14 protein-coding genes are annotated in these 12637 nt (G+C 62.4%); 9 read left to right on the forward strand and 5 right to left on the reverse strand.

The annotated features are described in order from the left end of the window. Position 1: 1 nt before the first annotated feature. A complete protein-coding gene (fliS, locus tag BUB04_RS11325) occupies positions 2 to 442 on the forward strand; it encodes a flagellar export chaperone FliS (RefSeq protein ID WP_073039554.1) in 441 nt (146 codons plus the stop codon). A gap of 34 nt (positions 443 to 476) precedes the next feature. After that, the gene (locus BUB04_RS11330; RefSeq protein WP_073039556.1) at positions 477 to 845 is read left to right on the forward strand and encodes a hypothetical protein; all 369 of its coding nucleotides are present in this window, start codon (positions 477 to 479) and stop codon (positions 843 to 845) included. Positions 846 to 914: 69 nt separating this feature from the next. Here BUB04_RS11330 and fliW read toward each other — a convergent pair whose 3' ends face one another. After that, positions 915 to 1346 carry a flagellar assembly protein FliW gene (gene fliW, locus BUB04_RS11335; RefSeq protein WP_073039558.1) on the reverse strand — a complete coding sequence of 144 codons (432 nt, stop codon included), beginning with the start codon at positions 1344 to 1346 and terminating at the stop codon, positions 915 to 917. Positions 1347 to 1415: 69 nt separating this feature from the next. Continuing rightward, the gene (gene csrA, locus BUB04_RS11340) at positions 1416 to 1658 is read right to left on the reverse strand and encodes a carbon storage regulator CsrA (protein ID WP_073039560.1); all 243 of its coding nucleotides are present in this window, start codon (positions 1656 to 1658) and stop codon (positions 1416 to 1418) included. Positions 1659 to 1940: 282 nt separating this feature from the next. Here csrA and BUB04_RS11345 point away from each other — a divergent pair, with 282 nt between their 5' ends. Continuing rightward, positions 1941 to 2156 carry a type II toxin-antitoxin system HicB family antitoxin gene (locus BUB04_RS11345; protein WP_073039561.1) on the forward strand — a complete coding sequence of 72 codons (216 nt, stop codon included), beginning with the start codon at positions 1941 to 1943 and terminating at the stop codon, positions 2154 to 2156. 32 nt (positions 2157 to 2188) lie between these two features. After that, positions 2189 to 2377: a type II toxin-antitoxin system HicA family toxin gene (locus BUB04_RS20290; protein ID WP_218588436.1), complete on the forward strand. Its 189-nt coding sequence runs from the start codon at positions 2189 to 2191 to the stop codon at positions 2375 to 2377. A gap of 55 nt (positions 2378 to 2432) precedes the next feature. On the opposite strand, the gene BUB04_RS11355 is transcribed toward BUB04_RS20290, so the two are convergent. Next, positions 2433 to 3248: an HDOD domain-containing protein gene (locus BUB04_RS11355; RefSeq protein ID WP_073039565.1), complete on the reverse strand. Its 816-nt coding sequence runs from the start codon at positions 3246 to 3248 to the stop codon at positions 2433 to 2435. A 200-nt stretch (positions 3249 to 3448) separates the two neighbouring features. Here BUB04_RS11355 and BUB04_RS11360 point away from each other — a divergent pair, with 200 nt between their 5' ends. Then, positions 3449 to 4744 carry a J domain-containing protein gene (locus BUB04_RS11360; protein ID WP_073039567.1) on the forward strand — a complete coding sequence of 432 codons (1296 nt, stop codon included), beginning with the start codon at positions 3449 to 3451 and terminating at the stop codon, positions 4742 to 4744. Positions 4745 to 4749: 5 nt separating this feature from the next. Further along, positions 4750 to 6399, forward strand: coding sequence for an acyl-CoA dehydrogenase family protein (locus tag BUB04_RS11365; RefSeq protein WP_073039568.1), 1650 nt, complete (start codon positions 4750 to 4752; stop codon positions 6397 to 6399). Positions 6400 to 6524: 125 nt separating this feature from the next. Here the strand turns inward: BUB04_RS11365 and BUB04_RS11370 are convergent, their stop codons facing one another. Next, on the reverse strand, positions 6525 to 7118 hold the full coding sequence (locus BUB04_RS11370) for a hypothetical protein (RefSeq protein ID WP_073039570.1): 594 nt from the start codon (positions 7116 to 7118) through the stop codon (positions 6525 to 6527). A gap of 88 nt (positions 7119 to 7206) precedes the next feature. After that, complete coding sequence (locus BUB04_RS11375) at positions 7207 to 8367, reverse strand: sulfite exporter TauE/SafE family protein (RefSeq protein ID WP_073039618.1); 1161 nt, start codon at positions 8365 to 8367, stop codon at positions 7207 to 7209. A 798-nt stretch (positions 8368 to 9165) separates the two neighbouring features. Between BUB04_RS11375 and BUB04_RS11380 the strand changes: the two genes are divergently transcribed. From BUB04_RS11380 to BUB04_RS11390, 3 genes are all read left to right on the forward strand, one after another. Then, positions 9166 to 9531, forward strand: coding sequence for a response regulator (locus BUB04_RS11380; protein ID WP_073039572.1), 366 nt, complete (start codon positions 9166 to 9168; stop codon positions 9529 to 9531). 33 nt (positions 9532 to 9564) lie between these two features. Next, positions 9565 to 11658 carry a molybdopterin-dependent oxidoreductase gene (locus BUB04_RS11385; protein WP_073039574.1) on the forward strand — a complete coding sequence of 698 codons (2094 nt, stop codon included), beginning with the start codon at positions 9565 to 9567 and terminating at the stop codon, positions 11656 to 11658. Positions 11659 to 11745: 87 nt separating this feature from the next. After that, on the forward strand, positions 11746 to 12270 hold the full coding sequence (locus BUB04_RS11390; protein ID WP_073039620.1) for a 4Fe-4S dicluster domain-containing protein: 525 nt from the start codon (positions 11746 to 11748) through the stop codon (positions 12268 to 12270). The last annotated feature ends 367 nt before the right edge of the window (positions 12271 to 12637 follow it).

Below are 12637 nucleotides of genomic sequence, written 5' to 3' on the forward strand. Positions count from 1 at the left end.
GATGGTGTTGAACAGGGCTCAGGATGCCTATCGGAAGACGAATGTGGCGACGGCGGACACCGCCAGCCTTGTCCTCATGTGCTATGAAGCGACCATCGAGGACCTGCGGAAGGCCAAGGAGTACCACGCCTCCCATCGCATGGACGCCGCCTACGAACGCATCCGCCACGGGCAGGACGTGATCACGGAACTGCTGGTGGGCCTGGATTTCGAGCGTGGCGGAGAGATCGCGGTCAACCTCTCCCGCATTTACAACTACCTGCTCCGTGAGCTCATCGGAATCAACTCCATGAAAAGCCCCGATGTCTATAATGGCCTTATCGATATCCTGGAGGATCTACGGGAGGCATGGCAGGAAGTGAAACGGAAGTACGACCGGGGCGAACTTGTTTTCGACCCACTCGAAACGCGAGACAATTGGGCCCGGTCCATCAGCGCCTGAAATCCAAGACGGGGCCAGGGCAAGGGAGGGCCGCTTGACTTCGGCCGAACAGTTGGAATCTTTGGTCCTGGCGGCGGAGGGGCTTCGCTCGGACCTGCGGGATCTCCGGGATCTCGCCTGCCGGAACGCCGATGCGGCGGCGATCCACCGGGCGACCCTCCGGTGCGGGGAGTCCTTCTCGAGGCTGGTGGCTCTGGTGGCATCTTCCCTGGAGCCGGAGGGACCTCATCGGGAAGTCGTCAACCAGGAGCTTCGGCGTCTTCTCACGGACCTGCTTGATGGTTATTCAGCCTGTCAGGAAGAACTCGCCCGGGCCTCCGGCCGGGTCAAGGGCCTGTTGGCCGGGATGCGGAAAACGAAGTCTGCTTCCAAGCAATACCAGAAAATCGCCGCACTGGGATAAGCCGACCCACGCCTGGCGGGACCACAATCAAGCCCCCTGCCCCCCTCTCTCGATGGGGACGGGGGGCTGCTATTTTTCTTTTCTTTGAGGCTCAAGGACTTCGATAGCGGTCTTCCGCTCCGTCTCCTCAAGAACCCATTGATAGGCTTGGCGGTTGGCGGCATTCAGCAGCAGAGGAGCCCTGACATGCGGGCGCGCGGCCCGGGTGGCCCTGTTGACGGACACCAGGAGAAGTATGGCCAGGTCTTTGGGGTCGTGGAGGTCGAGGAGGGAGGCCCGCTTTTCAGGAACCTTGTATTGGATGCCGAAGACATCCGGCGGGCAGACCACGAACGCCACATCCGGGTGATCCACGGCCTGGAGCCACTTGAACGGCCCTTGGCGGTGTTCCAAAAGCACGTAGCGCTTCAGGTCTTCAAAGCCGGGAATGCCCCACGGAAAGTGGATGAAGGTGCTCTCGTCCAGGTCCAGGGTGCCGAATCGGGAGGTCTCGATCTTCATGAGTTACAATGTTCCTTGCATGCGGGGCGGCCGATGGTCTGGGTGACTGCGCGCCGGGTCCCTTGAGGTTCAGGTTTTCTCGGTCTGGGTCGGTAAGGCTTGAAGGAGGTCGTCCAGGTCGTCGGCCCCGATGGCGGCTGCCTGCCGGTTTTCTTCCTGGATCTTTTGGTAGAGTTCCTCACGGAAGATGGGCACGTGCCGGGGGCTCTTGATGCCCACCTTCACCTTGTTCTGGTCCACGGCGGTGATGACCACCTGGATGTCGTCCCCGATCCGAATGGCTTCCCCCACCTTGCGGGTCAGTATGAGCATGGTGTCCCCCGTTGAGGCGGCTGTGAGCGGCCGGTGCGGCGGGAAGGAAAATTCACCGCAGAGGCGCAGAGTTCGCAGAGGCTTTTGGGGAGTTTCGGGCCGGAGCGCTGAGACGCCGCCCCGGCCCGAAAGCCCACCCTTCGGGCACACCATAGCAAAAACAACCGCCGTGGGCCACATCGAAACCTTCGGCAGGTTGAAGAGCTTTACCCGATTCAGGGTGTTCATTATAGTTTGAATTGCAAAGCGCTCTTGCAACGCACGAAACATGAGGGGGGCACCATGCCGAAACAATTTGTCGTGCTCATCGAAAAAGACCAGGAAGGTTACTACGTGGCCACGGTGCCGGCGCTCCGCGGGTGCCATACCCAGGCCCGATCCCTGGATGAGCTCATGAGCCGAATCAAGGAAGCCATCCAACTCTGTCTGGAGGTGGAAGGCGAGGAAATGGAGACGCTGGATTTTGTTGGGGTACATCAAGTGGGTGTTGCCCCATGACGCGGATCCCTTCCGTGACGGGCCGAGAGCTCATGACGGCGCTCCACAAGGCCGGTTTCGAGTTGGTGCGGGTTAAGGGCAGTCATCATTACTTGAGACACCCGGATGGCAGAACTACGGTGGTTCCGATTCATTCGGGTGAAACCATCGGCCCCGGTCTCTTGGGAAAAATCCTAAGAGATTGTGAGCTTAGCCGAGATGAACTCCTGAAGTTTCTGTGAAGCTCGTTCTCCCTGAAGATCTTCGCTGTCTCGCTTCCGCCGGTCGCGGTTTGGCTCAACCGGCCAGGAATTTCTTCGTTTCGTCCAGGGCCAGGAAGACGTCGGCCATGAGCTTTTCGATGGTTCGAGCGTCGATCTGAAGATCTTCGAAGACCTGGTCCTGGTTGGGGTTGAGGAAGCCGTCCACGCCGGCGCCGATGCCCATGGCCGCCACCATGCGGTTGGCCGCGTAGAGAATCGCCGCCACCGGGTGGCTTTCGGGGGCGTCCTGGGGACTGTGGTGGTAACCGATGCCGACCAGCACGGGCCCGGGGAAGTTCCAACTTCTGGCGATGGTGGCTCCCAGTTCCTGGTGGTCGATGCCCAGGATGCTGCGCTCCGCATCCAAGAAGGAGCTCCCTTTTGTCCTCACGGTGTGGATGATCTTGTCCAGGTAGTCTTCCACATACCGGTTCAGGACCGTCTTGCCGATGTCGTGCAGGAGTCCCGCCGTGTAGACCGTGAGCCGCTCCTTCATGCCCAGCCGCTCGGCGATCCTGTCGGCCATGAGGGCCGTGCCGACGGAATGTTCCCAAAGTTCCCCTTCCCGAAGATCGTAGCCTTGAACGGCACCGTCCTGGAACCGGGCCGTGCAGGCTGCCAGGATCACCTCCACCAGGGCCTTTTGTCCCAGGGAAACGATGGCGTCTTTCAGGGACCGCACCGGGTTCGTCCGCGCATAGTGGGGAGAACGAGCCAAGGCCAGCACCCGAGCGGCGATCACCTGGTCGTACCGAATGACGGCCTCGATCTCTTCCACGGGCGCCATGCGCTGCACAAGGGGCATGACCTTCTGGACCACGTCGGGAAAGGGCGGCAGGTCCTCCGCCACTTTTAAAATATCCTGTAACGGTTTCTTTCGGTCAGGGGCCTGATTCGCCATTGAGGATTCTCCTGAGAATCAAGAAACGTTTTCTGAGACCACTTCATCTTTCTTATCGGGAAGCCGGGGCAAAGTCTTGAACCAAAAAGTACCAAAGGCTATGCTTTCGGGCACGGATTTTCCGATCCATCCCTGTTCGAGGACGCTCCATGGCTCCCATGTCGGTTCCTCAGACCGCCACCGCCCAAGACTACCGGCTCCTGGGCCTGAAGCCCGGCGCGCCCGACAAAGCGGTCAAGCGCGCCTACCGGGATCTGGCCAAGAAATGGCATCCCGACCGGTTCGCCCAAAGATCCCCCCTGGAACGGGCCCAGGCCGAAGAAAAGTTCAAGAGACTTCAGGAGGCTTACCGGCGCATCCTGGAGCACCCCTTGGCGCCGGAGCCGGAGGCGGAACCGAAGGGGGAAGGGGGCCCGTCGCCGTTTTCCGGAGGCTCTGGGTCGGGTGCCGCGGAACAACCCCGGAACGGGCGAAAGAGTCCGGGAGCGACCCGGCCCCGGGAAGCACCGAAGGACTCCGCCGGCCGAAAACGGTTTTTCGGGTTTTCCGACAAGAAAACCGCCGGCCGGGCGGCGGCGGTCTTCGCGGCGGCCGCCTGCATCACGGCCGCCGCCCTATGGGGTCTTCCCACGGGTCTTTTCGAAGGGTATTGGGGTTCCCGAACCGTACCGGCACCTCTCCCGGTTCCCCCCGCCCGGGAGCCCGTTTCCGTGGGAACTCCGAACCTGGCCGAAAGACTGGACGACGCCCTCAAGGTGCAGCGAGACCTTCTGAACCGCGAGGCGGCCCGTCCGGTTCCGCCGCTTCCGGGCGATGCGGCGCGAAAATCCTCCTTTACCCTGGGAAGCTCCCAGGCGGAGGTCCTGGCCGTGCAGGGGCCTCCCGACAAGAAGATCGGAAGCCGGTGGACCTACGGCCTTTCCGAAGTGCGCTTCCGGGACGGGCGCGTGGTGGGCTACGACAATTTCGACGGCCGCCTTCGGGTGTCTCTCCAGAAGGAACCTCCGTCGGGAGAGGCCCCGGCCTTCTTCACCCTGGGTTCCACCCAAGAGGAGGTGCTGCGCGTTCAGGGGACTCCCACCAGCGTCCGCGGCGACCGCTGGACCTACGGGTTCAGCGAGGTGCGTTTTCGGGACGGCCGGGTGGTCTCCTACGACAACTACTTCGGCAACCTGAAGATCCGCCTGCTGCCCAGCCCCGACGCCGTGGCGGCCGGGCCGGCCCCCGCCGGGTTTTTCACCATCGGCTCCACGCCCGACGACGTGCTGGCGGTCCAGGGCACTCCCACCAGCATCCGCGGGAACGTGTGGTTCTATGAGTTTGCGGACGTGCTCTTTCGGGACGGTCGGGTGCGCTGGGTCAACGATCCCGACGGTCGACTGCGCTTCGTGCCCCTGGAGGCCCTTTCCCGGGGGCCAACACCAACCCCAGATGACAAGAGGTGACGCCTATGCAGCGAGCTGGATTCCTGGAAACGGCCTACCGCGGATTTCTGGACGCGGGGATCTTTGAAAAATTCCCGGTGCATGTGGATCGGACCAAGGTGGGCGAACTGGTGGCCGCCTACGAGGCCCTCCTGCAGAAGTTTTCCCCGCAAGAGATCGAAGCCCTGGGGCGCGTGCCCGACGAGATGATGCGGAAGATGGGCGAGGTGGGCCTCTTTGGCTTTTCCATCGCCAGGGAGTACGGCGGCCTGGGGTTCAACCTGTGGGAATACCTGGAGGTGATCCGGGAGCTGGCCCGACGCGATCTTTCCGTGGCCCTGGTTTCCATCGCCCATCTTTCCATCGGCGTGAAGGGGATCCAGCTCTTCGGCACCGAGGAGCAGAAGGCCAAGTACCTGCCGCTGGCCGCCTCCGGGGATATGATCTTTTCTTACGCCCTTACCGAACCCCACATCGGATCCGACGCCAAGCATATCCAGACCACCGCCGTCCTTTCCGAAGACGAAAGCCACTACATCCTGAACGGCCGGAAAACCTACATCACCAACGCCAACTACGCCGGAGGCCTCACCGTCTTCGCCCAGCTGGACCCGGAAAAGCCCGGGCACATGGGCGCCTTCGTCGTGGAAACGGACTGGGAAGGCGTCCAGATCGGAAAGGACATGCCCAAGATGGGCCTCACGGCCAGCTCCACCGCCGCCATCCACTTCAAGGACGTGAAGGTGCCCCGGGAAAACCTCTTGGGAAAGCCCGGTGACGGGTTCAAGATCGCCATGACCATCCTCAACTTCGGCCGCCTGGGCCTGGGAGCCGCCTCCACGGGCCTCATGGAACAATCCGTGGCCGACATGACCAAGCGGGCCCGAAACCGCATCCAGTTCGGGGTGCCCATCGAAAACTTCGAGCTCATCCAGGAAAAGATCGTCCGCGCCCGGGCCCACGCCTTCGCCTGCGACGCCATGACGACCCTCACCGCCGCCTTCCTGGAAGAAGATCCGTTCCGGAACGTGGCCATGGAAACGAGCCACGTGAAGCTCTTCGGCACCACCCGGGCCTGGGAGGTGCTCTACGACGCGCTCCAGACCGCCGGCGGATCGGGCTACATCAAGACCAACCCCTATGAGAAGCGCATGAGGGACTTTCGGGTCACCACCATCTTCGAGGGCACCACGGAAATCCATTCCATCTACCCGCCCCTTTTCGCCATCCGGCGCATGACCAAGGAGATGGGCCGGGCCGGAAGCCCCCTCAAGTCCCTGCAGGTCTTCTGGAAAAACCTCACCGGCGGCCTCCGGTGGGATTTCCCGTTCCAGGACAAACAGTTCAAGTGCGCCGCCCGGCAGGCCAAGCGGAACGCCCGGTTCCTCAAGTTCGCCCTGCTGGCCGTTCCCATGCTCTACCGAAAGAACGTCATGGCCAAGGAATACGTGCTCCGGCGACTCACGACGCTCAGCCTCTACACCTACGCCATCCTGGCCATGCTGGCCCGAATGCAGAAGGATCTGGACCGGGGCCTCCTTTCCACGGAACACCGGCTGCTTCTGGACTACATGCTCCAGGAGATGAAGGAACGGCGCCGGTCCTGCCTGCGGCTCTGGAACACCCGGAAGGAAAGGCTGGCCGCCCGGATCTTTCGCTGGATAAGGAAGGATTAGAGGATTAAGGATTGAAGGATTAAAGGGGGGACGGGGTCCGAAGCTACGGTCGGAGGGCCCCGCCTCGCCACCCATCACTCATCACCCGTCACTCATCACCCGTCACTCATCACCCGTCACTCATCTCACGCGGCGGCTTCCCGGGGCCTGCCTTTGGGCTTCCTGCCGTAGACGGCCGCCTCCCGGTCCAGCATTTTCTGCACTTCCCGGAAGTAGGGCAGGTAGGGCCGCAGGTTCTTGAAGAGGATGCGGGCCAGGACGTAGAGGAGCACGAAGGTGGTGACATACCCCGTGGAGGGCCACACCACCGAGATGGGGTAGGCCAGCTTGAACTCCACCAGGTGGAAGCGGTACTGCATCCAGGTGAGCGCAAAGGGGATGGGCCACAAGGCCGCGGCCGAATAGGCGATCATGGTGAAGAAGTAGCGCCCGAAGGCGTCGTTTGCCTGGTCGTTGCAAGCGCGGTAGCTTTGGGCGTCCCCCTTGACTGCCGCCTCCACGCTCAGGTCCCGGTTCTTCATGAGTTCGTCTTCCAAGCTCCGGATGTGGTTCAGGTTGAACCGAAGAGCCAGCGACAGGGTGAGTTCTCCCACCACCACCGTGATCAGGGCCAGGAGGAAGGTGCCGAGGAAGTAGTCCACAAAGGCGATGCCCGTGAACCGGTAGAGGTGGATGATGTAGGGATCCATGAAGGCCGGAAGATCCGCCAGGTATTTCATGTTCGCTGATTCCGTTTCCTTGTGGGATGGAGGGGCGGCCCTGAGAGGCCGCCCCGTTTTGTTTCGTTCCAGGATCAAAGTGCCCGGTTTAGTAGGGGGGCACCCAGCTGGTGCCGAAGAAACCCTTGGACACGTAGCGCAGGCCCACGTAGATGGCCAGGACCACGAACAGGCGCTTCAGCCAAACGTCCGGGATGTACTTGGAGGTGCGCGGGCCGATCATGGAGCCGATGAAGATGCCGATGAGCTCCATGCCGATGAGGCTCCACTGCACCACGGCGCCCTTGAGCACCATGTAGGAGAAGATGCTCACCACCATACCCACGAAGACCGTGAGCGCGGAGGTTCCGGCCACCAGGTACATGGGCAGGCCCACCACGCTGGTCAGGAAGGGAACGACCAGGAAGCCGCCGCCGATGCCCAGGAAGGAGGCCATGGAGGCGATGAAGAAGCCGCCGAAGGCCGCCACGGCCGGATTGAACTTGAATTCCACGCCGAAGAAGGTGAACCGGGCCTGGGTGAGGCCGAACTCAAGCATCTTCACGCCCTGGGCGGCGATTTCGTCGGCCGACTTCTTTTCCTTGATGCTCTTTTCAAAGGCCTGGGCGGCCGCCTTGGCTTCCTTCTTGCGGTTCTGGCCGGCGGGGGTGGTTTCGTAGAAGAGGAAGCCGCCGATGATGAAGACGGCCAGACCGAAGTAGCCCTGGTACTGGCTCAGCTTGATCTTGCCGGCGGTGAGGATCGGCACCAGGGTGGAGCCCAGGATGGAGCCCACGGCCAGGGCGATGCCCAGCGGGGCCACCAGACGGCCCATGCGGTAGTAGTTCAAGCTGGAGATGGCGGCGCTCAGGCCCACCAGCCACTGGTTGGACACGCGGATGCTGTCCGTGATCACCTTGTTGAGGGCCGGGGCCGTCTTCTTGAAGGTCTTGGCGTAGTCGCCCAGGCCGAAGACGGTCAGGTGGCCCACACCGGCCATGATGCCTCCGAAGGCGCCCACGGTGGAGAAGATCCAGCCCACCCAGATGGCCCACAGAAGGCCGTAGATCAGGTTGATCTGGGGGGCGCCGGGGATGCCCAGGTAGCCCTTGGGAGCGTTGGGATCGATCTGGCCCTTTTCCGTTCCCTGCGGAGCCTGCGCCAGCGCCTCTTCCAGGGTCACGGCCGAGGCGTCATGGACCGCAACCAGGGTGGTGGACACAACGCTGAAGATCATCAAAAACGCAAAAAACCAAACCGCTTTCTTCATGAGTTCCTCCGTCAGGATGTCTCCGTTCCGTGCCGGGGCCGCAGGAATCCGCGCGGCCGCGACACTCGCCGATTGGAAAAAAAGAAAAATCCGATGGTTCACAAACCTTCAACAACCTGTCCTTTGTGGTCCCCTCCTTTATCACCTCCTTTTTTGGGTTGAATTAGGGGGCGCCCCACGGGGGCCCAAAAAAACACACGGTTCCGTCCGGGACTTGTCAGCCCCCGGAAGGGTAAGCAAACGGAATGCCAGCCGCCGAAAACCCGGAAAAAACTTTCGCCTTCCTGGATTTCGCCTTACAGGGTGGACCCTGCGGACAAGGGGAAGGCCGACCCGGGCCCGGGGACCGAAGAGCCTCCCCGGGAGCATGACGGGGAAGTGCAAAAAGAATGTGGCACCTGTAAAAAGCGTCCCCCGCCCGCTCCTTACGGCGAATGCCGCGCCTTTCGACACATTGGACGTACTGCCGGCCCGGCCGGGGCGGAGGTCCCTTCGGGGTTGTGGGGGCGAAAGAAAAAAAATTCAGCGCATAAAAAATATGGCACCTGGATCCAGAGGACGGGCTCGCCGCCAGAGGGCGTCCCATCAAGGATCGGGGGTTTTCGCTCCCTGCATTCCCAGCGGAAGAAGAGGCCGACCAAGGCGGACTCCAAGGCGGCGGGGGAGCGCAGGCTTTGGGTTTCCTTTTAGTGGCACAAAGATTGCTCTCCGTGGCGCCGGGGACTGTCCGCCCAAAGGGCTGTTTTACGTCGAACCGTCCGAACGGGAGAAGGATTGGAAGGAAATGAGCTGAGGGTCATGGCGCTGATTCTGGTCTTGGACGATGAAAAGGATGCCTGCCGGCTCATGCAGCGGGTGCTCACCGCTCTGGGGCACCGGGTGCAGGTCTTTTCCAGTTCCGCCGACGCCCGGGCCTGGCTGGAAGACCACGAGCCGGACCTGGCTTTGCTGGATATCAAGCTCCGGGAGGACGACGGCCTTTCGGTGCTCCGCCTCCTCCGATCCCGGTGGCCGGCGGCCAAGGTGATCATGATCACGGGGTTTCCGTCCGCGGAAACGGCCCGGGAAGCCACGCGCCTGGGCATTGAGGATTACCTGGTCAAGCCGGTGGAGATCGAGGAGTTGGAATATCGCGTCAACAAGGCATTGGGTTTGGTTCTTTAACCGCATCAACCAACCGAGAGGAAAGGAAGCATTATGGGGAAGTTGGTACACAGCATCTGCTTTATGTGCACCGTCCGGTGCCCCATCGTGGTGGAAGTGGAAGACGATGAGGTGAAATGGATCCAGGGCAACCCGCAGGTCCCTGGGATCGAAGGGGCTCTGTGCGCCAAGGGGTCCGCCGGTGTCGCTCTGCTCAACGACCACGAACGGCCCCAGTATCCCATGATCCGTACGGGCGAGCGGGGAGCTGGCCAGTGGCGCCGGGCCACCTGGGACGAGGCCCTGGACTACGTGGCGGAAAAGCTCAAGGCCATCATCGACGCCCACGGCGGCCAGAGCGTGGTCTTCGGCGAACGCACCAACCTGAACACCCACATCTCCAAGACCTTCATGCGGGCCATCGGGTCTCCCAACCACTTCACCCACGATGCGCTCTGCAAGGGTTCGGTGAACACCGCCTTCCGGTCCCTCACCGGCTACACGGACGCCCAGGTGGGCATCGACTACGCCAACACCAAGCACATCGTTCTCTACGGCCGCAACATCTTCGAGTCCCTGGAGATCAAGCCCATCAACGCGCTCCTGGACGCCATGGAAAAGGGCGCCAAGGTGACCTACATCGACCCGCGGGTGACCATCACCGCCACCAAGGCCCACAGGTACTGGCAGATCCGCCCGGGGACGGACCTGGCCCTGAACTACGCCCTCATCCACACGATCCTCAAGGAGAACCTCTACGATGCGGCCTACGTGAGAAAGTGGGTGAGCGGCCTCAATGAACTGCGGGCCTTCGTGGAACCCTACACCCCCGAATGGGCCGAAAAGGAGACGGGCATCCCGGCCTCCGAGATCGTGGCCCTGGCCCGGGAAGTGGCCGAAAGCAAGCCGTCGGTCATCTTCCATTACGGTTACCGCGGCGCACACCACCCCAACGAGATCCATTTCCGCCGTTCGCTCATCATCCTGAACGCGCTCATGGGGAGCATCGAAGCCAAGGGCGGCATCTTTTTCAAAAAAGGCGCCAAGGCGGCCGGCCGGGGCGACATCGGCAAGTACGTGCAGCAGGAAGGGCTGCCCAAGGTAACGGCCCCCCGCTTCGATGGTTCCGGCGCCGACAAGTTCCCCATCGCGGACAGCACCCACGGCAACCCGCAGATGCTGGCCCACGCCATCCTGAACGAGGACCCCTATCCCATCAAGGCGCTCATCGCCAACCGGTTCGAGCCCCTGCAGTCCATTCCCGACGCGGGCCGGCTGCGAAAGGCCCTGGACAAGCTGGATCTCATCGTCACGGTGGATGTGAACTTCAGCGAGATCGCCTGGTATTCGGATGTGATCCTTCCCGAATCCACCTACCTGGAGCGGGCCGATTCCATCCAGATGGCCTCGGGCCTGAAACCTCAGCTCTTCATCCGCAAGCAGGCGGTGAGCCCCCGCTATGACACCAAGCCCGCGTGGATGATCTGGAAGGAGCTGGCCAATCGGCTGGGCATCGGCCAGTTCTTCCCCTACGAGTCCATCGAGGACATCTGGAACTTCCAGCTCAAGGACATGGGCGTGTCCATCCAGGACTTCGACGCCAAGGGCTTTGTGGCCCTCACCGACAAGCAGATCCTGTGGGATCGGATGGAAGGCATCCAGTTCAAGACGCCTTCCGGGAAGATCGAGCTGGTGAGCTCTCTCATGGAAGAGGCGGGCATCCCGTCCTTCGTGCCCTACGAACCGGTGCCCAAGCCGGAGGAGGGCACCTTCCGGCTGACGGTGGGCCGGTGCGCGGTGCACACCCACGTCTCCACACAGAACAACCTGTACCTGAACGAGCTGGTGCCGGAAAACGTGCTGTGGATCCACAAGGACGCGGCCGCCAAGCTGGGCATCAAGGACGGTCAGATGGTGGAGGTGGAGTCCCCCGTGGCGGTGAGCCGTCTCAAGGCCAAAGTGACCGACACCATCCACCCAGAGGCGGTCTTCATGCTGCACGGCTTCGGAAAGACCGTTCCGGCCCAGACCCGGGCCTGCGGCAAGGGCGCCAGCGACGCCCTGCTCCAGGAAAACATCTCCGACACCGTGGGCGGCAGCCCCGCCTTGGATCACACCCTGGTGAAGGTGCGGCCGGTCAAGGACTAAGGAATCCGCTCCGGGCGGTTCCAGGCAGGAAAAAGAACCCGCAGCGCCGCTGCGGAGATGAGATGGGAAAAGATTCGGGAGGACTCCATGAGTCGGTACTATATGCTGCAGGATCAGAAGAGGTGCATTGGATGTCTCAGCTGCGAAGTCCACTGCAAGGCCAACAAGGGCCTTCCCGTGGGACCGCGTCTCGGCCAGATCATGCCCGTGGGCCCCAAGATGGTGGGGGATGTTCCCCGCATGGCCTTCGTCTTCATGCCGTGCTTCCACTGTGAAGAGCCCTGGTGCGTGTCCGTGTGCCCCACGGGCGCCATGCGCAAGCGGCCCAAGGACGGCATCGTTTACGTGGACGCGGACCTGTGCGTGGGATGCAAGAGCTGCATCACGGCCTGTCCCTGGGGCGCGCCCCAGTGGAACCCGGAAACGGGCAAGGTGGTCAAGTGCGACTACTGCATGGACCGGGTGGATCGCGGCCTGAAGCCCGCCTGCGTCACCAAGTGCCTCACCCACTGCCTCAAGTTCGGCACCGTGGAGGAGATGGACCAGAAGCGGCGGGAGCGGTTCGCCAAGAACGTGGCCTTCGAGCTGGAAACGCTGGTGAGCGGCCGCTAGGAGGCTGTCTGACAATGGGTTCTTTGCCTCGTGTTGTTTCCATCCGTCATCCCCGCGAAGCTTGCCCCCGGCTTGAACGGGGAGCGGGGATCCAGGATTTCCGAGAACCTATGGACTCCCTCTTGCGCGGGAGTGACGGTTGGGGGAGTTCTCGGACAGGCTCCTAGGGGCTTGTCTGAGACCGCTCGGGATGACCGCTTGCTCGTAGCGCAGCCCTTCGGGGCTGCGGAAAAGACCCTCGACCTCGGATGGGCCATCGGTGGCCTGTCCCAACATGGGGCACGACGGCCCTTTCCCGCGGGGCTGAAGCCCCGCGGCTACGAAAAGAGCGGAAGCATCCCGGCTTCTGGAACCGGAGAGCCGTTCT

Origin of the sequence: Desulfacinum infernum DSM 9756 (genome assembly GCF_900129305.1) — a bacterium.
GTDB lineage: Bacteria > Desulfobacterota > Syntrophobacteria > Syntrophobacterales > DSM-9756 > Desulfacinum > Desulfacinum infernum.

Excerpts from the sequence above, each read along its gene's own strand:
- BUB04_RS11345 (WP_073039561.1), top strand. The coding sequence starts at position 1,941 with ATGCCGAAACAATTTGTCGTGCTCATCGAAAAAGACCAGGAAGGTTAC.
- BUB04_RS11385 (WP_073039574.1), top strand. The coding sequence starts at position 9,565 with ATGGGGAAGTTGGTACACAGCATCTGCTTTATGTGCACCGTCCGGTGC.
- BUB04_RS11375 (WP_073039618.1), bottom strand. The coding sequence starts at position 8,367 with ATGAAGAAAGCGGTTTGGTTTTTTGCGTTTTTGATGATCTTCAGCGTT.
- BUB04_RS11390 (WP_073039620.1), top strand. The coding sequence starts at position 11,746 with ATGAGTCGGTACTATATGCTGCAGGATCAGAAGAGGTGCATTGGATGT.
- BUB04_RS11365 (WP_073039568.1), top strand. The coding sequence starts at position 4,750 with ATGCAGCGAGCTGGATTCCTGGAAACGGCCTACCGCGGATTTCTGGAC.
- fliW (WP_073039558.1), bottom strand. The coding sequence starts at position 1,346 with ATGAAGATCGAGACCTCCCGATTCGGCACCCTGGACCTGGACGAGAGC.
- BUB04_RS11370 (WP_073039570.1), bottom strand. The coding sequence starts at position 7,118 with ATGAAATACCTGGCGGATCTTCCGGCCTTCATGGATCCCTACATCATC.
- BUB04_RS11380 (WP_073039572.1), top strand. The coding sequence starts at position 9,166 with ATGGCGCTGATTCTGGTCTTGGACGATGAAAAGGATGCCTGCCGGCTC.
- csrA (WP_073039560.1), bottom strand. The coding sequence starts at position 1,658 with ATGCTCATACTGACCCGCAAGGTGGGGGAAGCCATTCGGATCGGGGAC.
- fliS (WP_073039554.1), top strand. The coding sequence starts at position 2 with ATGGTGTTGAACAGGGCTCAGGATGCCTATCGGAAGACGAATGTGGCG.
- BUB04_RS20290 (WP_218588436.1), top strand. The coding sequence starts at position 2,189 with ATGACGGCGCTCCACAAGGCCGGTTTCGAGTTGGTGCGGGTTAAGGGC.
- BUB04_RS11360 (WP_073039567.1), top strand. The coding sequence starts at position 3,449 with ATGGCTCCCATGTCGGTTCCTCAGACCGCCACCGCCCAAGACTACCGG.